The sequence below is a fragment of the Rhizobium sp. Root1212 genome, from assembly GCF_001424985.1.
In the GTDB taxonomy this organism is placed as follows: domain Bacteria; phylum Pseudomonadota; class Alphaproteobacteria; order Rhizobiales; family Rhizobiaceae; genus Pararhizobium.
In genome coordinates, this window is the sequence record NZ_LMDA01000012.1 from 254,193 (window position 1) to 275,395 (window position 21,203).

Consider the following 21,203-nt stretch of genomic DNA (forward strand, 5'->3'; position numbering starts at 1 on the left):
CTCATCAGTCCTCCAGTACCCAGGTATCCTTGGTGCCGCCGCCCTGGCTGGAATTCACCACCAGGGAGCCGGCCTTCAGGGCCACGCGGGTCAAGCCGCCGGGAATGATCTGCACCTTGTCGGACACGAGGACGTAGGGCCGAAGGTCGACGTGGCGGGGCGCGATGCCCTTGTTGACGAGGATCGGCACGGTGGAAAGCGACAGCGTCGGCTGGGCGATGTAGTTGGCGGGGCGCGCCTTCAGCTTTTCGGCGAAGGCGGTGCGCTCCTTCTTCGAGGCGGTCGGGCCGACCAGCATGCCGTAGCCGCCGGAGCCGTGGACCTCCTTGACGACGAGGTCGGCGAGGTTGTCGAGCACGTATTGCAGGCTGTCTGCTTCCGAACAGCGCCAGGTCGGCACGTTTTCGAGCAGCGCCTTTCGGCCGGTATAGAACTCGACGATCTCCGGCATGTAGGAGTAGATCGCCTTGTCGTCGCAGATGCCGGTGCCCGGCGCATTGGCGATGGTGATGTTTCCGGCGCGGTAGACATCCATGATGCCCGGAATGCCGAGGGCCGATTCCGGTTTGAAGGTGAGGGGATCGAGATAGTCGTCGTCGACGCGGCGGTAGAGCACGTCGATTGCCTCGTAGCCGCGGGTCGTGCGCATCTTCACCTTGCCGTCGATGACGCGCAGGTCCGAGCCCTCGACCAGTTCCACGCCCATCATGTCCGCAAGGAAGGCGTGTTCGTAATAGGCGGAATTGTAGATGCCGGGGGTGAGCACGGCGATGCGCGGTTTGCCGTCGCAGCCGGGCGGCGCGACGGAGGCGAGGCTGTGGCGCAGCAGGTTCGGATAGTTCTCGACCGGTCGCACCCGGTTCTGATGGAAGAGTTCCGGGAACATCTGCATCATGGTTTCCCGGTTTTCCAGCATGTAGCTGACGCCGGAAGGCGTGCGGGCATTGTCTTCGAGAACGTAGAACTGATCTTCGCCGGTACGCACGATATCGGTTCCGACGATGTGGGTGTAGACGCCGCCCGGCGGACGGAAGCCGACCATCTGCGGCAGGAAGGCGTCGTTGCGCTCGATCAGCTCGCGCGGCAGGCGGCCGGCCTTGATGATCTCCTGCTTGTGGTAGATGTCGTCGAGGAAGGCGTTGAGGGCGATCACCCGCTGCTCGATGCCCTGGGCGAGGCGGCGCCATTCGCGGCCGGAGATGATGCGGGGAATGAGATCGAAGGGGATGAGCTTTTCGGAACTGTCGGCGTGGCCGTAGACGGCGAACGTGATGCCGGTTTTCCGGAATATGTTTTCGGCCTCTTTCGATTTGGCGATCAGGCGGGCCCTGTCCTGGTTCGCATACCATTCATTGTAGGTCGTGTATGGCTGGCGCGGGCTATTGTCCGCATTCATCATTTCGTCAAATGGCAACTCTTTGTTCCCCTTTTTTTGCCATTTGAGTACAACCTGAAAAGCAATGCAAGGCGCATACTTGGCAGCAGGTAAAAGAAATTTTCGGAGAGATATGCCGGTTTTTTAGGCTGGTGGAAGCGCGCCGCGCATTTCCATCACGGTTTTTGCGGTGCCGTCATTTGATAAAGCCGCATAATTGCCGATTTTATCGGCATCGCCACGGCGGTCTTTTCCGGGCGCGCCCGTTTTTTGAGCGGCTTTGCGGGCCAAAAAAACGGCGGGACAAAGCCCGCCGCCTTCAATTTTTGTCTTTGAAACCGATCAGGCTTCGTCGCGGCGCTGGCCGCCGGCCTGACGGCGCTGACCCTGCTGGCCGCCGCCGCCATTGCCGCCGCGGTTGCGCCACTGGCCCTGCTTCTGGCCGGGGCGACCGCCGCGGTTGCCGCGCTTGGCGGCTGCCGCTTCATGGGCAGCCTGTGCCGCCGGGCCCTGGCCCTTGCGATGCTGCTTCCGCTGCGGCTGGCCGTCGGCGATCAGTTCGTCGCCGGCAAACGGGCTCGGTGCGGCGCGCTCGGTGCGGGGCGCATTGTCGCTGCCGCCCTGCGGACGGGCGCGGCGCTGGTTGTGACCGTCGCCAGTGGCGCGCTGGGCGTTGCGGGCGCCGTTGCCGCCACGGGCACCCTTCGGGCGGGCGCGGTCGGCGGGAACTTCACCGCTGGCAACGGCGATATCGATGTTCATCAGGCGTTCGATATCGCGCAGCAGACGGATTTCGTCCGGTGCGCAGAAGGCGATCGCGATGCCATCCCGGCCGGCGCGGGCGGTGCGGCCGATGCGGTGGACGTAAGCGTCCGGCACTTCCGGCAGGTCGTAGTTGTAGACGTGGGTGACGCCGGGAATGTCGATGCCGCGGGCAGCGACGTCGGTGGCGACGAGCACGCGGATTTCGCCGTCCCGGAAGGCCTTCAAGGCCCGTTCGCGCTGACCCTGGCTCTTGTTGCCGTGGATCGAGGCGACCGAGAAGCCGGTGTGGTCGAGATGCTTCATCAGCTTTTCGGCGCCATGCTTGGTGCGCGAAAAGACCATGGCGCGGCCATCCGGGTTTTCGTTGAGGGTCTTCTTGAGGATTTCCGTCTTCTGCGACTGGCCGGCGACGAAGTGAACATACTGCTCGACCTTGTCGGCTGCCTTGCCCGGAGGCGAGACTTCGACGCGCTTCGGGTCGCTCAGGTATTCGCTGGCAAGCTCGGCGATCGCCTTCGGCATGGTGGCCGAGAACAGCAGGGTCTGGCGGTTCTTCGGCACCAGCTTGGAAATCTTGCGCAGGTCGTGGATGAAGCCGAGGTCGAGCATCTGGTCGGCTTCGTCGAGCACGAGATAGCGGGCCTGGGTCAGCGTCACGGCCTTGCGGGCGATGAGATCGAGCAGGCGGCCGGGGGTGGCGACGAGGATTTCAACGCCGCGGCCGAGCTGTTCGGACTGCTTGTTGATCGACGCGCCGCCGACGACGAGGCCGACGCGCAGCGGCGACTTCTTGACGAAGGTCTTCAGGTTGGCGGCGATCTGGTTCACCAGCTCACGGGTCGGGGCGAGCACGAGGGCGCGGATGTTGCGCGGATCGGCGCGCTTGCCGTCGGCCAGCATCTTCTCGATCATCGGCAGGCCGAAAGCGGCCGTCTTGCCGGTGCCGGTCTGGGCGAGGCCGATCAGGTCGTGGCCTTCCATGACAAGCGGGATAGCCTGGGCCTGGATCGGCGTGGGCGTAACGAAACCCTCGGTCGCAAGGGTCGCCAGCACGCCTTCAGAGAGGCCGAGGTCTTTAAAAGTGGTCAATGTATAAACGCCTTTCGGGGCGCAAAACGATTTCGCCGGAATGGCACCATGCCGTTCCGGTTTCGCTTCGCGTCAAGAACCCCGCGTGAAGTGGGAACTTGTGGGTTGAAAAAATACGGTCTGCGCTGCTTATTCGCCGTCGTTTGGCGAGCCTAGTCCGAGCGCTGGCCTTCTTCGCAGAAATCTGTCTGCAGGGCTCGCTCACGCGGCGGCCGGAAGGTGACGCTGCCCTCATGTCGTTGTTTTGCGATGAAAAGTCAAGAGGTGTTTTGTGCAGGTGCGAAGAGGCGTCTCAATCCATCGAAAGCTCGAAATCGCCGCTGGCGACGACAACGCCGTTGACGAGGATATCGATGCGGTGCGTGCCCGGATAATATTGCCGGGTGGTGATGGGCCGCAGGGCGTGTCTGCGGGAAAGGTTGACCGTCTCGTCTGGCCTGAGCATCAGGCTTTTCCATTTGAACACCTTCGGCGCCAGCGTGCCGTTGGCTTTGCGGTGATGGACGGCATAATCGATCATCGCCTGCTGTGCCGCGGCGGCGGTGTTTTCCAGCGAAAGCGTGAAATCGACGCCATCGCCGAAGACGACCTTCGGCGTCGATATCGCAAGGTTGGCCGCTATGGCCTCGAGCGCGCCAAAACCGAAATTGCCGAGCGCTCCGGCATGTCCCTTCTTCAACAGCGTTCGCGAGGCATGGCGTAGCAGCCGCGTCCGTTCGGGGGAGGCGTCGACGATATGGCGCGCCACGAACTCGGCGACCAGATCGGGATGATCCTTGGCGATGTCGTTGAGACTGTTGGCGACGGAACGGCGGACATAGTCCTCGGGATCGTCCAGCAGGGTTTCAAGGATCGGCAGGATCGGTTGCGGGTCGGCGATCAGTTTCGGCAGGCGCATGGCCCAGGGCAGGCGCGGGCGAGTGCCTTCGCTTGCCAGGCGGCGCACATGGTGGTTGGCATCGCGCACCCAGCCGGCGATCTCGGCGAGCGCCCGGTCCTGATCGGCGTGGATGAAGGTGCGGATGCCGAATTCGGCGGTGAAGTGGCGGGTCAGTTCCTTGAGCAAGGCCAGCGATATCTCGAAATCGTCGAGGCCGCGGCGGGCAATATACTGGTTGACGGGCAGCAGCATCCAGCCGGCAAGGCCGGGGCGGTCCGTGTGCGGCAAGCTTGCGGAAAGAAGGGCGGCGGCCTCAGGAAAATCCTCCGGCAAGGTGGCTTCAAGCGCGTCCGAAATTTGCAGCGCGCGCTGCATGAGTTCGAGGCTCTCCATATCTTTCGTCGCCAGCGCCGTGAAGCGCTTGCGGTCGAAGGTGGAGGCGTGCCGGCCGATATGGTTTCCCATAGCCTCGACAAGTCCGGGATGGATCAGGTTTTTCAAGGGTTCGGCCATGTTCGCTCCTGCTACCTCCCGCGACGATAGCCGTTGCAGGGCCTGCTGACAGGTGGTCTTCCCGGTTTTCCAGAGTTTGCGGAACCTTTGCGGGTGCCGGCGTATTTAAACCCCTATGTGCGCCGCCATCCGGGCAGCGCAACTGCCCGAGGAGAGAACGATGCCCACCACATGGATTCTTGCCGCCGATGGAAATCAGGCCCGCCTTCTGAAGGGTGTGAATTTTCTGAAGGACGAACCCCAGAACCCCGAGCAGGAGATATTTCAGCTACAGACCAAGCGCGTTCAGGACATCATGGCCGACAAGCCCGGCCGTAGCCATTCATCCAATGGCCAGGGTCGTTCGGCGATGGAATACAGCAGCGACCCGGTGCGCGAGGAGCAGCAGAAGTTTACCGCCGAAATTGCCGGGAAGATCGATGCCTATGCCCAGCAGGGCGCGTTCGATCGTCTGGTGCTGTGCGCTGCACCGCAGACACTCGGGGATCTGCGTTCGATGCTGTCGAATGCCACCCGCGAGCGGACGACCGTCGAAATCAGCAAGGATTACGCCCGCCTGCCGACGGACAAACTGATTTCGTCCGTGCGCTCGGTTATGTTTGAGCAGTGATGGCGGGTAATTCCTTCTCCCCGCCTGCGGGGAGAAGGTGGCCGACAGGCCGGATGAGGGGCAGGCGCTTCAGCGCCTTCAAGGATGACAGTTTCGCCCCTCACCATAACCCTCTACCCGCCAGCGAGGAGAGGGGACGACAGAGATTGTCGCGCCTCTCTCAGAAATCCGTCGGCACGCCCCCTTCCGCCTTGCGGCGCGCGACAAAGGCATCGAGTTCTTCCTCGATGGCCGGATCGAGCGGCGGGCGTTCGTATTCGTTGAGCTTTTCCTTGAAGATGCGGTTGGCGTGATCGTAGGTCGTCGGGCGGCCGGCCTCCGTCCAGGTCTCGAAATTGCGCCAGTCCGAGAGGATCGGCGAGTAGAAGGCCGTCTCGTAGCGGGCAAGTGTGTGCGGCGTGCCGAAGAAATGGCCGCCCGGCCCTACGTCGCGAATCGCATCGAGGCCCAGCGCATCGGCGCTGACATCGAGCGGTTTCAGGAACTCCGCCACCATCTGCAGCATATCGACATCGAGGATGAATTTCTCGAAGGAGGCCGTCAGTCCGCCTTCGCTCCACCCGGCCGCGTGCATGATGAAATTGCCGCCGCCCTGTGTCAGTGCCCACAACGACATCGCCGATTCATAGGCGGCCTGCGCATCGAGCGTGTTGGACGCATTGGTGTTGGAGGTGCGGTAGGGAATGCCGTAGCGGCGGGCAAGCTGGCCGCCGGCGATGACCGCCTTCATATATTCCGGCGTGCCGAAGGCTGGCGCCCCGGTCTTCATGTCGACATTGGAGGTGAAGCCGCCATACATCACCGGCGCTCCACGCCGCACCATCTGGGTGAAGGCGATGCCGGAAAGCGCCTCGGCGTTCTGCTGCACCAACGCGCCCGCGATGGTCACCGGCGCCATGGCGCCCGCCAGCGTAAACGGCGTGACCACGACCACCTGATTGCGCGCCGACATTTCCATGATGCCCTGCAGCATCGGCCCGTCGAGTCTGAGCGGCGAGGAGGTGTTGATGATGGTGAACAGCGACGGTTCCTGCTCCATCTGCTCAGGTGTAATGCCGCGGCCGATGCGTGCAATCTCCAGCGCATCGAGATTGCGCTGCCTGCCGAGCGAATAGGCGTGGAAGGCCTTGTCGGTAAGCTTCACCATGTCCGAGAGGCAGTCGAGATGGCGCACCGAGGCGTGGATATCGACCGGCTCGACCGGATAGCCGCCGGTCGTGTGGATGATGTCATAGGATTGGGCGAGCTTGACGAGCTTGCGATAGTCTTCCTGATTGCCGGCTCGGCGGCCGCCCTCGCGGTCGGCGACGAAGGGGGCGCTGGCGATCTGGGCGAAGACGAGGTTGTTGCCGCCGATCTGGACGTTGCGCAGCGGATTGCGGGCATGCAGCGTGAAGCCGGAAGGAGCCGAGGCTATCATCTCCGAGATCAGGCCGCGGTCGAAGCGCACCCGGTCGGTTCCCGGCGTTATATCTGCGCCGGCGGCTTTCATCAGGGTGCGGGCCTCCGGCAGGATGACGTCCATGCCGATTTCTTCAAGCACGGTCAACGACGCCTCGTGGATCGCCTCGATCGTCTCGTCATCGACGATTTTCGATTTCTGCAGCGTATTGACGAGATTGAGATATTTCAAGCCGCCCAGGCTTTTGCGGGAGCGTTCGGCCCCGCGCCCTCCGACTCGTTTGCGGCGCTCGACGGGTGCATCTGTATCAGTGAGGGAAGGCGTCGTCGCTTGGTTGTCGCTCATGGCTTTTCCATCGGTTAGGCACGTCGCCAGACTGCCTGTTCATGACGAAAAATGGCCTTCCATTTGCGACAGCAAGCTTCCTAGACAGAAAACTGGGGCACCCGATCAGCCCGCTTTGACACCGCAAAGCATCTCGCGCTTGCCGGCAAAGCCCTTGCGCCGCTCAACCGCGAATCCTGCCGATTGCAGGTTCCGGCGCACGAAACCGGCCGCGGCATAGGTGGCGAAGCTGCCGCCGGGGCGGGTCTTGTCATGGACCAGTTGCATCAGTTCCGCCGACCACATGTCGGGGTTTCGCGCCGGCGCGAAGCCATCGAGATACCAGGCATCGAACAGGCCGTCGAAACGGCCGATCTCTTCGAAAGCGGTGCCGCAGACGACGGTCAGTCGCGCTTGCTCATCAAGATCGAGGGCAACCCGTCCCGCCGGTTCGTCCGGCCAGGCGGCGGCGAGCGCCAGCCGTTCGCGCTCGATTTCCGGCCAATGGGAGAGTGCCCGGTCGATCTCGGCGCGTCGCATGGGAAAGCGCTCGAACGAAACGAAATGCAGCCGCTCGCCGTCTTCGGCCGTTTCGCGGAACTGCCGCCAGGTCTCGCAGAAATTCAGCCCGGTGCCGAAGCCGAGTTCGCCGATGGTGAACTCCGCCTTGCCCTTAAAGCGTTCCGGCAGGCCGTTTCCGGCCAGGAAAACATGGCCGCATTCCAGCCGGCCATCGGTGCGGCAATAAAAGTGATCGCCAAATTCCCGCGAATAGGGCATATCGCCCTCGTCCCAACTCAAGGTCTGATGATCGGGCGGCGACGGGGTGTTTTCCAGGGTGCTGTCGGTCATTCGCGAAGCGTTAATCCCGGCTGGCGGGAAGGTCAATCGATGACGGATGTGTTGATCGTCGGCGGCGGCATCATGGGGCTCTGGGCCGCGGTGAAGGCGGTAAGATCAGGGATTTCGGTGCATCTCGTGGAACGCGAGCGGATCGGCGCCGGCGCAAGCGGCGGCCTGCTCGGCGCGCTGATGCCGCATATGCCCGACCGCTGGAACGCCAAAAAGCAATTCCAATACGAAGCGCTGGTTTCGCTTGAAAGCGAGATCGCTCGGCTTGAAGCTGAGACGGGGCTTTCGGCGGGCTACCGGCGCTGCGGACGGATCATGCCGCTGCCGAAGCCGCATCTGCGCGATATCGCACTCCGGCACGAGCAGGAAGCGCTGACCAACTGGAACCAGCAGGATCGCTCCTTCTTCTGGAACGTGATGGAATGCCCGCAGATATCCGGCTGGCCGGCGGATGAGTTCACCGCGTCCGGGATCGTCTTTGACACGCTCGCCGCCCGTGTCTCGCCGAGATTGTTGCTGGCCGTTCTCAAGGCATGGCTCGGCCGGCAGCAAAACGTGATCCTCGACGAGGGATGCGATGCCGTTGACATCGATCCGCAAACCGGTAGGGCCTGCCTGTCCAATGGCCTGACGGTCAGTTTCGGTGCATGCCTCTTGGCAAACGGCGTTGGTGCCTTCGATGTCCTCGACCGTCTGAACGGTGGTTCCCTGAAGCAGCCCATCGGCGTGCCCGTCAAAGGGCAGGCGGCGTTGCTCGATGCGAAGGTCGATCCCACATGGCCGGTGATCTTCCACGACGGTCTTTATATTATTCCACATGAAGACGGCCGCGTCGCGGTCGGCAGCACCAGCGAAGAGCGGTTCGACGACCCCGTTTCCATCGATGATCAACTGGATGGTTTGATTACGCGCGCTCGCCGCTTCGCGCCCTGTCTTGAGCTGGCCCCGGTCGTGGAGCGCTGGGCGGGCCTGCGCCCCAAGGCAATCGGCCGAGACCCGATCGCCGGCCGTCATCCCGAACACGAAAAGCTCGTTGTGCTTGGCGGCGGATTCAAGATCAGCTTCGGGATCGCCCATCGACTGGCGGAGGGGGTGGTTGCGGGCATCGCGGGCGGCGCGGAGACATTGCCGTCATCCTTCACCGTCGCCCATCATCTCGCCTTACAGGGCTGAATCAAAAGCCCGCCTCACACTCCATCGTCATCCTAGAACTTGTTACGAGGATCTTCCCGACCTCATCAAGGGCTCCCGCATCAGCCTGCATTACATCCAATATGGCGGCACGCCGTAGTAATCGTAGATGTGGCGGCCGTTTTCGCGGTTCCAGTCGTATTCGTCATCGCCATGGTATTTCGGCGCGTTTTCGACCTGGTCGCGGGTGACTTCGGTACGGTACCCGCCCAAGTCCTCGTCATAGGAGAGCTTTGCCCAGGGCAGAGGGTAATGATCCTCTCCCATGCCCAGAAAACCGCCAAAGGCGAGTACGGCATAGGCGACACGGCCGCTGCGCTTTTCCAGGATGACGCGTTCGATCGAGCCGATATGCTTTCCATCTGCGCCATAGACCCGTGTGCCCTCGACCTTGTCGCTGGCGATCAAATCGTGGGTCTCTCGGATCGTCGCATCCTGACGCGTGCCCTGAAATTCAGAACCCTGATAGGTCATGATCTATCTCCCTGTTTGTTGCATCGACAAGAAAAACGGTTCGCGGCGCGAATGGTTCCCTTTCGTAAAACCGGGAAAATAAGCTTTCGCTTTCGCAACTTAGGAATGCCGGGGCAATCCGGATCGCGTCTTTGTCGTCCTGTCACGAAGTTGGTCTATCTCGGGCAGCAGATATCCGAATCAAGGACCTGCAGATGCGGTACGCGATCTATTTCACGCCCTCTATACACGACCCGCTGGCCGTTGCCGCGGCAAGCTGGCTCGGGCGCAACGTCTATTCCGGGGAGGCCTGCGAGCCGCCGTCGATCGCCGGTTTCAGCCGCCAGGAGATCGCCTTCCACACGGCCGTTCCGCGCCGCTACGGTTTCCACGGCACGATCAAGGCGCCCTTCCGGCTGCATCCGGACGAGACCGAGGCGAGCCTTCTGAAATTCATGATGCAATTCGCCAGTGCTGCCGTGCCCTTCGAAATCCCGCAGATGGACGTCGCACGTCTCGGAAATTTCTACGGTCTTATGCCCTCGGCGGAATGCGCGGACATGAACTATCTCGCGGCCTCCGCAGTGGAGGCCTTCGACCGCTTTCGCGCGCCGTTGACGGAGGCGGAGATCGAACGGCGTGATTCCGATGCGCTGACGGCACCGCAATTCACCAATCTGTATCGCTGGGGATATCCTTATGTCATGGACGAATTCCGCTTCCACATGATGCTGACCGGCGCGCTGCACCCCAATCTGCGCGAGCGTTTCGAAACCGCGCTGCGTGGTTATTTCGAGCCGCTGCTCACCGAGCCGGTCAAGGTGGCGAGCCTTGCGCTGTTCGTCGAGACGGAGCCGGGCGCGCCGCTGCGCGTCCATTCGCAGCACCCGCTCGGCAAGCTTCCAGCCCATCGCCCGAGCATCCGCCGAAAGGGCGGCGACGGCGTGGTGGCGCCGATCGCAACTGAGCAGATGGCGGCGCTTTCCATGCGCCTTCACGCCCGCTGAAAGACGCCGGCAGGACCGGCCTTCCCCATCGGAAAATCACAATTTCATCTCGACTTTTCCGTTTTGGATACGCTACCGTATCCGGGAAATCGAAGGATGAAATCATGGTAGAAAAAACTTATCCGCGCGACCTCGTCGGCTATGGACGCAACCCTCCCAAGGTGCGCTGGCCCGGAGATGCCAATATCGCGGTTCAGTTCGTCGTGAATTACGAAGAGGGCGGCGAAAGCTGCATTCTGGACGGCGAAAAGGGCTCCGAAGCCTTGCTGTCCGAAATCGTCGGTGCGCAGTCCTGGCCGGGGCAGCGCAACCTCAATATGGAATCGATCTATGAATACGGTTCCCGCTCCGGTTTCTGGCGGCTGTGGCGCCTGTTCACCAGCCGCAAGGTCGATGTCACCGTCTACGGCGTAACGCTCGCCATGGCGCGTAACCCGGAAGCGGTTGCCGCCATGAAGGAAGCCGGCTGGGAAATCGCCAGCCACGGCTATCGCTGGCTGGAATACAAGGATTTTCCGGAAGAGGAAGAGCGCAGGCACATCCTCGAAGCTGTGCGGCTGCACAAGGAACTGACGGGCTCGCATCCGCTCGGCATGTATCAGGGCAAGCCGTCCGACAACACGCTGAAGCTGGTTCTGGAAGAGGGCGGTTTCGTTTATTCCAGCGATAGCTATGCCGATGAGCTGCCCTATTGGGTGCCTGGCCTGACGCCGGACAAGCCGCATCTGATCATTCCCTACACGCTCGATGCCAACGACATGCGGTTTGCGACGGCGCAAGGGTTCAACTCGGGCGACCAGTTCTTCAACTATCTGAAGGACACCTTCGACGTTCTCTATGCCGAAGGCGCCGAAGGCAGCCCGAAGATGATGAATGTCGGGCTTCACTGCCGCCTCGTCGGACGTCCGGGCCGCGCGGCGGCGCTCGCCCGCTTCGTCGATTACGTGCTGAGCCATGACAAGGTCTGGATTCCGAAGCGCATCGATATCGCCCGCCACTGGTACGAACATCACAAGCCGGAAGGCGCGCTGTGATGACGACCAGACAGGATTTTGTTTCCCGCTTCGGCGGGGTGTTCGAGCATTCCGCCTGGGTCGCTGAGCGGGCCTATGATGCGCGGCCGGATATGCCGCTGACGGCTGAGGACGTGCATGCCGGCATGGTCGTCGCCTTCCGTAATGCTGCGGAGACGGAACGGCTGGATGTGTTGCGGGCACACCCGGATCTCGCCGGAAAGCTTGCTCTTGCGGGCGGGCTGACCGAGGATTCGAAGGCCGAGCAGGCGTCTGCCGGTCTTGACCGCCTGAGCCCTGCCGAGCATGCTCGCTTCACCGAGCTGAACACCGCCTATATGGAAAAATTCGGCTTTCCCTTCATCATCGCCGTCAAGGGACTGACGAAGGACGATATTCTCCAAGCCTTCGAAAGCCGTATCGGCAACACGCCGCGGCAGGAACTGGATACGGCCGCTGCACAGGTCGAGAAGATCGCTGCCTTGCGCCTGCAAGCCATGCTGCCGGGGAGCGCGGAGTGATGGCCGCGACCCTGCAGGCTCTCGTTATCGAACCTTTGACCGCGGCGGCGTTCGCGCCCTTCGGCACCGTCATCGAAGCCGATCCGAAGAAGATGCGGTATATCAATAGCGGCACGACCGAGCGGTTTCATGCGCTCGGCCGAGCGGATGTGATCGGGGACGGCGCATCCGTCATCATCAACCTCTTCCGTGGCCAGCCGCGCAGTTTTCCTTATGTTGTCGACATGATGGAACGGCATCCGCTCGGCTCGCAGAGCTTTTCGCCCATCGGCGGCGGCTCATGGCTGGTCGTGGTCGCGCCGGACGAAAACGGCAAGCCGGGCACGCCGCGCGCCTTCCGCGCCAGCGGATCGCAGGGCGTGAACTACGGTCGCAATGTCTGGCACCATCCGCTGATCGCGGTCGGTTCGGTCAGCGATTTCATCGTCGTCGATCGCGAAGGGCCGGGCAATAATCTCGAGGAAGTCTTCTTCGATCATCCCTTTGTCATCGAACGCCCCTGAAGGCAGCGACGGAGATTACCATGAGCAAAGCCGGCCGACTTACCACCCATGTCCTCGATACGGCGCTCGGCACGCCGGCAGAAGGGCTGAAGATCGATCTCTACCGCATCGAGGGCGACAACAAGACCCTGCTGCGCACGGTCTCCACCAACGATGACGGCCGCGTCGACGGCCCGATGCTGGAGGGCGAGGCCTTCGCAATCGGCGTTTACGAGCTTGTCTTCCATGCCGGCGACTATTTGCGCGGTTCGGGAGCGAAGCTTCCCGAGCCGGCGTTCCTCGACGTTATCCCGCTGCGCTTCGGCATCGCCGAGCCGGGCAGCCACTATCACGTGCCCCTGCTGCTCTCGCCCTTCAGCTACTCGACCTATCGAGGCAGTTGAGGCGGCTGTCGCACACGTCTTTCCTTCGGAAAGAATATATTGTCAGGAAGGGGATGGGTGTCTCGCACCCATCCCCTTTCTATTTGCACTACTGACTATTCCGCCAGCACGCTTCCGTCGATATCGTGGATATCCCGCTTGCCGCAGAGCGCCATGGTGATGTCCATCTCCTTGCGGATGATATCGAGCGCCATGGTGACGCCGGCCTTGCCGCCGGCGCCGAGGCCGTAGAGGAAGGGGCGGCCGATATAGGTGCCCCGGGCGCCAAGCGCGATCGCCTTCAGCACATCCTGGCCCGAGCGGATGCCGCCATCGAGGTGGATTTCCATTGTGTGGCCGACGGCATCGACGATCTTCGGCAGCATGCTGATCGAGGAGGGAGCGCCGTCGAGCTGGCGGCCGCCGTGGTTGGAGACGATGATCGCATCGGCGCCGGTACGGGCCGCCATCTTGGCATCCTCGACATCGAGGATGCCCTTGAGGATCAGCGGGCCGCCCCACATTTTCTTGATCCAGGCGACGTGATCCCAGGACAGTTGCGGATCGAACTGCTCGGCCGTCCAGGCTGACAGCGACGAGAGATCGGATACATTCTTGGCATGGCCGACGATGTTGCCGAAGCTGCGGCGCTTCGTCCCGAGCATCTGCAGGCACCAGAGCGGGCGGGTCGCCATCTGCCAGATATGTTTCGGTGTGAATTTCGGGGGCGCGGAGAGGCCGTTGCGGAGGTCCTTGTGGCGCTGGCCGAGGATTTGCAGGTCGAGCGTCAGCACCAGCGCCGAGCATTTTGCCGCCTTGGCGCGGTCGATCAGGTTCTTCACGAAATCCCGGTCACGCATGACATAGAGCTGGAACCAGAAGGGTTTGGTCGTCACCGAGGCGACATCCTCGATCGAGCAGATGCTCATCGTCGACAGCGTGAAGGGTACGCCGAACTCTTCCGCCGCCTGCGCCGCCAGCATCTCGCCGTCGGCATGCTGCATGCCGGTAAGGCCGGTCGGGGAGAGCGCGACGGGCATCGAGACCTTCTGGCCGATCATCGTGCTTTCCAGCGTGCGGTTGGTCATATCGACCAGCACGCGCTGGCGCAGCTTCACCTTCTTGAAATCCTCCTCGTTTGCCCGGTAGGTGCCCTCGGTCCAGGCGCCGCTATCGGCGTAGTCGAAGAACATTTTTGGCACGCGACGCTTGGCGAGGGCTTTGAGATCGGCGATTTCGAGCGGTGTGGACATGGCAGGACCCCTGTGTTGCCATCGCAATATCACGTCCGGGCGCGGCTTGTTAAGGGTGGAAACGCAAAGAGGTAAAATTAATTTACCTCTTTTCTCTCAGGTTCGAAGCGTGCCTTTCGAGGCGACGCCGGCCACGTAGGTTTCGACGATGGCCCGGTCGTCGCCCATGGTCTGGAGCAGGAAAAGCTCTTCGGCCAGCGAATTGACCACCTCCGCCTTCACCGCCATGGCCGGTGTCGCGGCCATGTTCAGCACGATAAAATCGGCGTCCGTGCCGGCATCCAGTGTACCGATCCGGTCAGCAAGTGACAGCGCCTCGGCGTTGCCGAGCGTCATGTGGTAATAGCTGTCGAAGGGGTTCAGCCGTTCGCCGAGCAATTGCTGGATCTTGTAGGCCTCGTCCATGGTCTTCAGCATCGAATAGCTGGTGCCGCCGCCGACATCGGTGGCGACCGAGACGCGCACCGGCTTTTCCCGCCGCATCAGTTCCTTCAGCGGAAACAGGCCGGAGCCGAGGAAGAGATTGGAGGTCGGGCAGTGCACGGCAATCGAGCCGGTTTCGCTCATGGCGTCCCGCTCGCGCTCGGAAAGATGGATGCAGTGGCCAAAGAGCGATTTCTGGCCGAGCAGGCCGTAGCGTGCATAGATATCGGTGTAGTCGTCGGCTTCCGGGAAGAGCGAGCAGGTGAAATCGATCTCGTCGCGGTTTTCCGAAAGATGGGTCTGGATGTGCAGATCGGGGAATTCGCGGGCAAGGGCCTCCGCCGCCGACATCTGTTCCGGGGTCGAGGTGATGGCGAAGCGGGGAGTGATGGCGACGTGGTTGCGGCCCTTGCCGTGCCATTCCGCGATCACGGCGCGGGTCTCGTCATAGCCCATTTGCGGGGTATCGAGCAGGCCCTGCGGGGCGTTGCGGTCCATCATCACCTTGCCGCCGACCATGCGCATGTTTCGCTTCAGGGCCTCGCCGAAATAGGCGTCGGCCGAGGCCTTGTGAACGGAGCAATAGGCGACGGCCGTGGTCGTACCGTGGCGGATCATCTCGTCGTAGAAGAAGCCGGCGATACGCTGCGCATGCGCTGTCTCGACGAAGCGGCATTCCTCGGGGAAGGTGTAGGTGTTCAGCCATTCCAGAAGATTTGCGGCATAGGAGCCGATCACCTGCATTTGCGGAAAGTGCACATGGGTATCGATGAAGCCCGGCACGATCAGGTGCGGGCGATGGTCGATCTCGACCACATCGGCCGGCGCCTGTTCGCGCACCGCGGCGTAGGCGCCGCTTGCAAGGATGATGCCATCGACGACCAGAAGCGCTCCGTCGCTTTCGTAGCGCCATGCAGCGGTATCATCCATCGAGAGGGGCGCACGCAAAAAACTCAGCGTGCGCGCCCGGACCAGCGTCGTCTTCATTCTACCTTGCCTTCCGTCGCAGAGCTTTCGAACCAGGCGGTCAGGAGCGCCCGTTCCTTGCCGGTCATGTCGGTGACGTTTCCGGGCGGCATGGCGTGGCTGCGGCCCGCCTGAATATAGATTTCGCGCGCATGGGCGGCGATCTCGGCGTCGGTTTCCAGCATCACGCCCTTGGGCGGCCGCACGATGCCTTCGAAGACCGGCTCTGCGGCGTGGCACATGCTGCAGCGGGTCGAGATCGTATCCTTTACGGCAGGAAAATGCGTGTTGGAGGCGAACTGCTGAAAGGCGGGCGACACGGCGGCAGCGTCTTCGGTGGCAGGTTTCTGCACCGTCGAAAGCCACATGATCAGGATGAAGAGCAGCAACGTCACCAGCCAGGTCCAGGTCGGCTTACCCTTGCGGGAGTGGGTGGTGTTGAACCAGTGGCGGATGGTGACGCCCATCAGGAAGACGAGTGCTGCGATGATCCAATTATAGGCCGTGGCGAAAGCCAGCGGATAATGGTTCGACAGCATGAAGAAGATGACGGGCAGCGTCAGGTAGTTGTTGTGGGTGGAGCGCTGCTTGGCGATGACGCCGTATTTCGGGTCCGGCGTGCGCCCGGCGATCAGGTCGGCGACGACGATACGCTGGTTCGGCATGATGATGAAGAACACGTTGGCCGACATGATCGTCGCGGTGAAGGCGCCGAGATGCAGGAAAGCGGCGCGGCCGGTGAACACCTGCGTATAACCCCAGGCCATGGCGACGAGCGCCACGTAGAGGATCAGCATCAGCGTCCAGGTGTTTTTGCCGAGCGGCGATTTGCAGAGCAGATCGTAGAAAATCCAGCCGATGGCGAGCGAACCGAGTGAAATGGCGATCGCCGTCGTCGCCGAGACGTCGAGCACATGCCGGTCGATGAGGAAGAGATCGGCGCCGCCGTAGTAGACGAGACAGAGCATGGCAAAGCCGGAAAGCCAGGTGGCGTAGCTCTCCCATTTGAACCAGATCAGATGTTCCGGCATGTTGGAGGGTGCCACGAGGTATTTCTGGATGTGATAGAAACCGCCACCATGCACCTGCCACTCCTCGCCATAGGCGCCGGCGGGCAGGCCGGGCCGCTTGACGAGGCCGAGGTCGAGCGCGATGAAATAGAAAGACGAGCCGATCCAGGCAATCGCCGTGATAACGTGCAGCCAGCGGACCGCAAAAGCTGCCCATTCCCACGCGATGGCGTATTCGTACATGGTGTTCCCCTTATTCTCTCCGCGTCGTCACATTGCGGAAAAAACCAGCGGGAGGAAAGTTAAATTCCGCTTTTCCCTCAATCGGCATCGACCGGAAATTCGCTCAGCATCCAGTCGCGGAAGGCGCGAATTTTCGGCACATGCCGGCGGCTTTCGAGATAGACCAGCCAGTAGTCGCGCCCGTCATTGCAGGTGAGCGAAAACGGCTGGTAAAGCCGGCCGCTTTCTACCTCCTCCTGAAAGTGCCGCGGGTTGAGAATGGCGACCCCCTGGCCGGCGATCGCCATGCCGGCATCGAAGGCCTGGGTGCCGAGTTCGTTCGGCAGGAAGCGCTTGAGGTTCGGGTTTTTCACCCCGGCGGCGGTAAACCATTGCTCCCACCAGATATCGCCGGCGCTGATGATCGACAGCTTCAGCAGATCGGCGGGTTCGCGGATGCCGCCGACCTTTTCGGCGAGCTTCGGGCTCAGCATCGGCGAAAAATCCATGCGCATGATGCGGTGCGCCTTCAGGCCCGGCCAGAGGCCGTGGCCGTAGCGAATAGCGACGTCGGCCTGCGTTTCGGCAAAATCGATGACGACGGGCGAGGTCGAAAGCCGGACCGCGATATTGGGATGGCGCAGCTGAAAGGAGCCGAGATACCGCGTCAGCCATTGCTGGGCGAAGGTTGCGGTGGAGTCGATATGCAGCATCTGGCCGGTTTCGGCGCTGACCGAGGTCAGCGCTTCCGCCAGAATGGAAAAACCCTGCGCCACCTTCGGGCGAAGCTGCTCGCCGGCCTCCGTCAACGAAACCTGCCGCGGCCGACGCAGGAACAAGGGCTCGCCGACATGCTCCTCCAGAAGCTTGATCTGGTAGCTCACGGCCGTCTGAGTCATGCCGAGTTCATCGCCGGCCTTGGTGAAGCTCTTCAGCCTTGCGGCGGCCTCGAAGACGCGCAGCGCATTGAGCGGCATCTGTCGCGACAGTTTCATGGATAAGGTCTCTTGATCTATCGACGCTGACGTTCGATTGGAGTTTGAGCATGTTTGGGCGCAAGGTGCAACGTGTCTTCCCAAGGATACAAAGGTGTTACAATGACGCTCCAAGCATGTGAAAAAACTCATCAAATCGATCTTTCATGGTCTCATCGCCTGCTGCATGCGCTCACCCGCGCGCTGCATGGGGATTGCCGAACAACCGGTGCCCTCGACCTCGATGTGACCTCGGATTACATCAAAAGAGATTTGGGTCTGATCGACGGGCGCGAGGCGCCTCAAGACTCGAAGCTGACACGGTAATGTGCAAGGGCGGTGACGATTTCCGCCACCGCCAAAGCTGCGATGACCGCCGGCCGCTTGTCATCAACGGCGGTGCCGCCGATGGGAAGCACCAGTCGCGAAAGCGCGGCGCTTCCCAAACCTTCTTTCCCCGCCCAACTAGAAAAGGTCGCCCGCTTCGTCTTCGAGCCGATCATGCCGATATAAGCGAGGTCGTCGCGGGCGAGCGCTTCCTTTGCGATCAGAAAATCGAGCGCATGATCATGGGTGAGGATGATGACGGCGCTGCCCGGCGCCACCTCCTCGATCACCGCTTCGGGCATTGCCGCGAGACGATGATGCGCGCCGGCCGAAAGCTGCGCCAGTTCCGTTTCCCGCGTTTCGACGACGTAAGTCTTCACCGGCAGTAACAGCAGCGCGTCGGTCAGCGCCCGGCCGACATGGCCGGCGCCGAACAGCCAGACTTCGGGAAAATCGTTGCGCCGTGCCTCGATCTGCTTGCGGAGATCAGAGCGGGCGGCATCGTCGCAGATGCGAAAACCGATCAGCACCCGGCCGCCGCAGCACTGGCCTATATCCGGCCCGAGCGGAATGTCCATGGTGACGGCGCCACCGACGCCGGCCAGCAGCGAGCGGGCATTGTCGATCGCCATATATTCCAGCTGACCGCCGCCGATCGTGCCGTGCAGATCGGTGGGCGAGACCAGCATGATCGCGCCAGTTTCGCGCGGCGTCGATCCGCGCGTTTCCATGACTTCGACGATGACGAGCCGCAGCTCGCGGTCGAGGAAGGCATCGAGGCTCTGGGCTGCGAAATTCACCGGTTCAAGCCTGTCAGGCCCCCGCCGGCGCGCAGCCGCTCCACCGCCATCAGCACCCGTTCCGGAGTTGCCGGGGCATCGAGGCGCGGGCATTCGCGGTAATCGGCGACGCTGGCGACGGCCATGGAAAGCGCTTCCAGCACCGAGATCGGCAGCATGAAGGGCGGCTCGCCGACGGCCTTGGAGCGGCCGATGGTCATCTCGGCGTTTTCGGCCCATTCCGCCAGCTTGACGTTGAAGATCTTCGGCCGGTCGGAGGCGAGCGGAATCTTGTAGGTGGAGGGCGCATGGGTGCGCAGCCGCCCCTTGTCGTCCCACCAGAGTTCCTCCGTCGTCAGCCAGCCCATGCCCTGCACGAAGCCGCCTTCGATCTGGCCGATATCGATCGCCGGATTCAGCGACTTGCCGACATCGTGCAGTACGTCAACGCGGTCGACCATGTATTCGCCGGTCAGCGTATCGATCGAGACTTCCGAGACGGAGGCGCCATAGGCGAAATAATAGAAGGGCGTGCCGCGGCCGGTATTGCGGTCCCAATGTATCTTCGGCGTCTTGTAGAAGCCGGCGGCGGAAAGCTGCACGCGGGCGAAATAGGCCTGCTTGATGAAATCGGAGAAGGGCACGCGCTCTTCGCCGATCTTCACATGGTTCGGCACGAAGCTGACATTCTCCGGATCGGTCTGCCAGCGTTCGGCGGCAAAGGCGATCAGGCGTTCCTTGATCTGGCGGGCGGCATCGTAGGCGGCCATGCCGTTGAGGTCGGAGCCGGAGGAGGCGGCAGTGGCCGAGGTGTTCGGCACCTTGGCCGTCGTCGTCGCCGTGATCTGCACGTTGGAGATATCGACCTGGAAACTGTCGGCCAGAACCTGCGCCACCTTGGTATAGAGCCCCTGGCCCATTTCGGTGCCGCCATGGTTCAGGTGGATCGAGCCATCCTGATAGACATGGACGAGGGCGCCGGCCTGATTGAAGGCGGTCATGGTGAAGGAGATGCCGAACTTCACCGGTGTCAGCGCGATGCCCTTGCGGATGACGCGGCTCTTGCGGTTGAAGTCGAGCACCGCCTGCCGCCGCGCCTGATAATCGGCGCTCGCCTCCAGCTCGGAGACGATGCGGTGAATGATGTTGTCTTCCACCTGCTGGTGGTAGGGGGTGATATCGCGGCCGGAGCCCTTTTCGCCGTAAAAATTCAGCTTGCGGATATCGAGCGGGTCCTTGCCCAGGGCATAGGCGATCTCCTCGATGATGCGCTCGCCGCCGATCATGCCCTGCGGCCCGCCGAAACCGCGATAGGCGGTGTTGGAAACGGTGTTGGTCTTCAGGGGCTGCGAGGTCAGCTTTACATGCGGATAGAAATAGGAGCTATCGGCATGGAAGAGGGCGCGGTCCGTGACAGGGCCGGAAAGGTCGGAGGAATAGCCGCAGCGGGCGGCGAAGTTGGCATTGACGGCGAGGATGCGGCCGTCGTCGTCGAAGCCGACGTCGTAATCGACGAGGAAGTCGTGGCGCTTGCCGGTCGCGGTCATGTCCTCGTCGCGGTCGGGGCGGAACTTCACCGGGCGCTTGAGCTTCTTGGCGGCGACGGCGGCGAGCGCCGCGAACTGGTTGCCCTGGGTTTCCTTGCCGCCGAAGCCGCCGCCCATGCGGCGCACCTGTACCGTCACGGCATTGGAGGGAATGCCGAGCACATGGCCGACCATGTGCTGCACTTCGCTCGGATGCTGGGTCGAGGACCAGACGATGACTTCGTTGTCCTCGCCGGGAATGGCAAAGGCAATGTGGCTTTCGAGATAGAAATGCTCCTGGCCGCCGACGCGCATCTGGCCCTTCAGCCGTCGCGGTGCGGTTTCGAGAGCGGCCTCGGCGTCGCCGCGGGCGAGCGTCAGCGGTTTCGTCACCAATGCGCCGCCGCTTTCCAGCGCGTCGAGAATGTCGGTTGCATGCGGCAGGTCGTTGTAAACGATCTTCGCCTTGCGGGCGGCGCGGCGGGCGATATCGCGGGTTTCGGCGATCACGGCGAAGGCCGGCTGGCCGTGGAACTCAACCTTGCCATCGGCAAGCACCGGCTCGTCGTCGAGATGGCTGGGGCTGATGTCGTTGACATGGGGCATGTCGCGCGCCGTCAGCACGCAGACGACGCCGGGGAAGGCCTCGACTTCGGAAAGGTCCATCGAGACGATTTCCGCATGGGCGCGGTCGGTGAGGCCGAGCGCAGCATGGAGCGTGCCGGCGGGTTCCGCGATGTCGTCGATATAGTCGGCGCTGCCGGAGACATGCTTGTGGGCGCTGTCGTGGCGAAGGCCGGCGTGCATGCCGCCGGCAATGACCTTGCGCTCTTCGAAGGTGGATTTATCCATTAGAGCATCCT

At 62.4% G+C, this 21,203-nt stretch carries 20 protein-coding genes; 8 read left to right on the plus strand and 12 right to left on the minus strand.

The features are described from left to right. Window positions 1-4: 4 nt before the first annotated feature. The 3 genes from ASC86_RS13310 to ASC86_RS13320 all read right to left on the minus strand — a co-directional run bounded on the left by ASC86_RS13310 (window position 5) and on the right by ASC86_RS13320 (window position 4,622). Window positions 5-1,399, minus strand: coding sequence for a circularly permuted type 2 ATP-grasp protein (locus ASC86_RS13310; protein WP_056321666.1), 1,395 nt, complete (start codon window positions 1,397-1,399; stop codon window positions 5-7). 318 nt (window positions 1,400-1,717) lie between these two features. Then, complete coding sequence (locus ASC86_RS13315) at window positions 1,718-3,229, minus strand: DEAD/DEAH box helicase (RefSeq protein WP_056321669.1); 1,512 nt, start codon at window positions 3,227-3,229, stop codon at window positions 1,718-1,720. A gap of 292 nt (window positions 3,230-3,521) precedes the next feature. Further along, window positions 3,522-4,622, minus strand: coding sequence for a DNA alkylation repair protein (locus tag ASC86_RS13320; protein ID WP_056321671.1), 1,101 nt, complete (start codon window positions 4,620-4,622; stop codon window positions 3,522-3,524). 115 nt (window positions 4,623-4,737) lie between these two features. Here ASC86_RS13320 and ASC86_RS13325 point away from each other — a divergent pair, with 115 nt between their 5' ends. Beyond that, the gene (locus ASC86_RS13325; RefSeq protein ID WP_244477608.1) at window positions 4,738-5,232 is read left to right on the plus strand and encodes a host attachment protein; all 495 of its coding nucleotides are present in this window, start codon (window positions 4,738-4,740) and stop codon (window positions 5,230-5,232) included. A gap of 160 nt (window positions 5,233-5,392) precedes the next feature. Here the strand turns inward: ASC86_RS13325 and ASC86_RS13330 are convergent, their stop codons facing one another. After that, the gene (locus tag ASC86_RS13330) at window positions 5,393-6,979 is read right to left on the minus strand and encodes a trimethylamine methyltransferase family protein (protein ID WP_056321676.1); all 1,587 of its coding nucleotides are present in this window, start codon (window positions 6,977-6,979) and stop codon (window positions 5,393-5,395) included. A 105-nt stretch (window positions 6,980-7,084) separates the two neighbouring features. After that, a complete protein-coding gene (gene mnmD / locus ASC86_RS13335; protein ID WP_056321679.1) occupies window positions 7,085-7,810 on the minus strand; it encodes a tRNA (5-methylaminomethyl-2-thiouridine)(34)-methyltransferase MnmD in 726 nt (241 codons plus the stop codon). Between the two features lie 39 nt (window positions 7,811-7,849). On the opposite strand from mnmD, the gene ASC86_RS13340 reads away from it, so the two are divergent. Further along, the gene (locus tag ASC86_RS13340; RefSeq protein WP_056321682.1) at window positions 7,850-8,983 is read left to right on the plus strand and encodes an FAD-dependent oxidoreductase; all 1,134 of its coding nucleotides are present in this window, start codon (window positions 7,850-7,852) and stop codon (window positions 8,981-8,983) included. A gap of 90 nt (window positions 8,984-9,073) precedes the next feature. Here the strand turns inward: ASC86_RS13340 and ASC86_RS13345 are convergent, their stop codons facing one another. After that, window positions 9,074-9,475 carry a PRC-barrel domain-containing protein gene (locus ASC86_RS13345; RefSeq protein ID WP_056321684.1) on the minus strand — a complete coding sequence of 134 codons (402 nt, stop codon included), beginning with the start codon at window positions 9,473-9,475 and terminating at the stop codon, window positions 9,074-9,076. Between the two features lie 194 nt (window positions 9,476-9,669). Between ASC86_RS13345 and ASC86_RS13350 the strand changes: the two genes are divergently transcribed. From ASC86_RS13350 to uraH, 5 genes are all read left to right on the plus strand, one after another. Beyond that, window positions 9,670-10,461, plus strand: coding sequence for a DUF1045 domain-containing protein (locus tag ASC86_RS13350; RefSeq protein ID WP_056321686.1), 792 nt, complete (start codon window positions 9,670-9,672; stop codon window positions 10,459-10,461). A gap of 104 nt (window positions 10,462-10,565) precedes the next feature. Next, window positions 10,566-11,495 carry an allantoinase PuuE gene (gene puuE / locus ASC86_RS13355; protein ID WP_056321689.1) on the plus strand — a complete coding sequence of 310 codons (930 nt, stop codon included), beginning with the start codon at window positions 10,566-10,568 and terminating at the stop codon, window positions 11,493-11,495. Then, a complete protein-coding gene (gene uraD, locus ASC86_RS13360) occupies window positions 11,495-11,995 on the plus strand; it encodes a 2-oxo-4-hydroxy-4-carboxy-5-ureidoimidazoline decarboxylase (protein ID WP_056321692.1) in 501 nt (166 codons plus the stop codon). Before puuE ends, uraD begins: the two co-directional genes overlap by 1 nt. Further along, window positions 11,995-12,498 carry an ureidoglycolate lyase gene (locus tag ASC86_RS13365; protein ID WP_056321695.1) on the plus strand — a complete coding sequence of 168 codons (504 nt, stop codon included), beginning with the start codon at window positions 11,995-11,997 and terminating at the stop codon, window positions 12,496-12,498. The genes uraD and ASC86_RS13365 overlap by 1 nt, the downstream gene beginning before the upstream one ends. Window positions 12,499-12,518: 20 nt before the next feature. Further along, a complete protein-coding gene (gene uraH, locus ASC86_RS13370; RefSeq protein ID WP_056321698.1) occupies window positions 12,519-12,881 on the plus strand; it encodes a hydroxyisourate hydrolase in 363 nt (120 codons plus the stop codon). 95 nt (window positions 12,882-12,976) lie between these two features. On the opposite strand, the gene ASC86_RS13375 is transcribed toward uraH, so the two are convergent. The 4 genes from ASC86_RS13375 to ASC86_RS13390 form a co-directional block, all read right to left on the minus strand. Continuing rightward, window positions 12,977-14,113 carry an alpha-hydroxy acid oxidase gene (locus ASC86_RS13375; RefSeq protein WP_056321700.1) on the minus strand — a complete coding sequence of 379 codons (1,137 nt, stop codon included), beginning with the start codon at window positions 14,111-14,113 and terminating at the stop codon, window positions 12,977-12,979. Window positions 14,114-14,209: 96 nt separating this feature from the next. Further along, entirely contained in the window at window positions 14,210-15,523 is a 1,314-nt protein-coding gene (gene guaD, locus ASC86_RS13380; protein WP_056321703.1) for a guanine deaminase, read from the minus strand. Then, window positions 15,520-16,755: a urate hydroxylase PuuD gene (locus tag ASC86_RS13385; protein ID WP_056321705.1), complete on the minus strand. Its 1,236-nt coding sequence runs from the start codon at window positions 16,753-16,755 to the stop codon at window positions 15,520-15,522. Before ASC86_RS13385 ends, guaD begins: the two co-directional genes overlap by 4 nt. Window positions 16,756-16,832: 77 nt before the next feature. Next, the gene (locus ASC86_RS13390; protein WP_056321708.1) at window positions 16,833-17,729 is read right to left on the minus strand and encodes a LysR substrate-binding domain-containing protein; all 897 of its coding nucleotides are present in this window, start codon (window positions 17,727-17,729) and stop codon (window positions 16,833-16,835) included. Between the two features lie 102 nt (window positions 17,730-17,831). Here ASC86_RS13390 and ASC86_RS25820 point away from each other — a divergent pair, with 102 nt between their 5' ends. Beyond that, a complete protein-coding gene (locus tag ASC86_RS25820) occupies window positions 17,832-18,035 on the plus strand; it encodes a hypothetical protein (RefSeq protein ID WP_156387042.1) in 204 nt (67 codons plus the stop codon). Here the strand turns inward: ASC86_RS25820 and xdhC are convergent. After that, window positions 18,011-18,835, minus strand: coding sequence for a xanthine dehydrogenase accessory protein XdhC (gene xdhC / locus ASC86_RS13395; RefSeq protein ID WP_280136981.1), 825 nt, complete (start codon window positions 18,833-18,835; stop codon window positions 18,011-18,013). The two genes, ASC86_RS25820 and xdhC, sit on opposite strands and share 25 nt — an antisense overlap. Next, on the minus strand, window positions 18,832-21,192 hold the full coding sequence (xdhB, locus tag ASC86_RS13400) for a xanthine dehydrogenase molybdopterin binding subunit (protein ID WP_056321711.1): 2,361 nt from the start codon (window positions 21,190-21,192) through the stop codon (window positions 18,832-18,834). The genes xdhC and xdhB overlap by 4 nt, the downstream gene beginning before the upstream one ends. Window positions 21,193-21,203 lie beyond the last annotated feature (11 nt).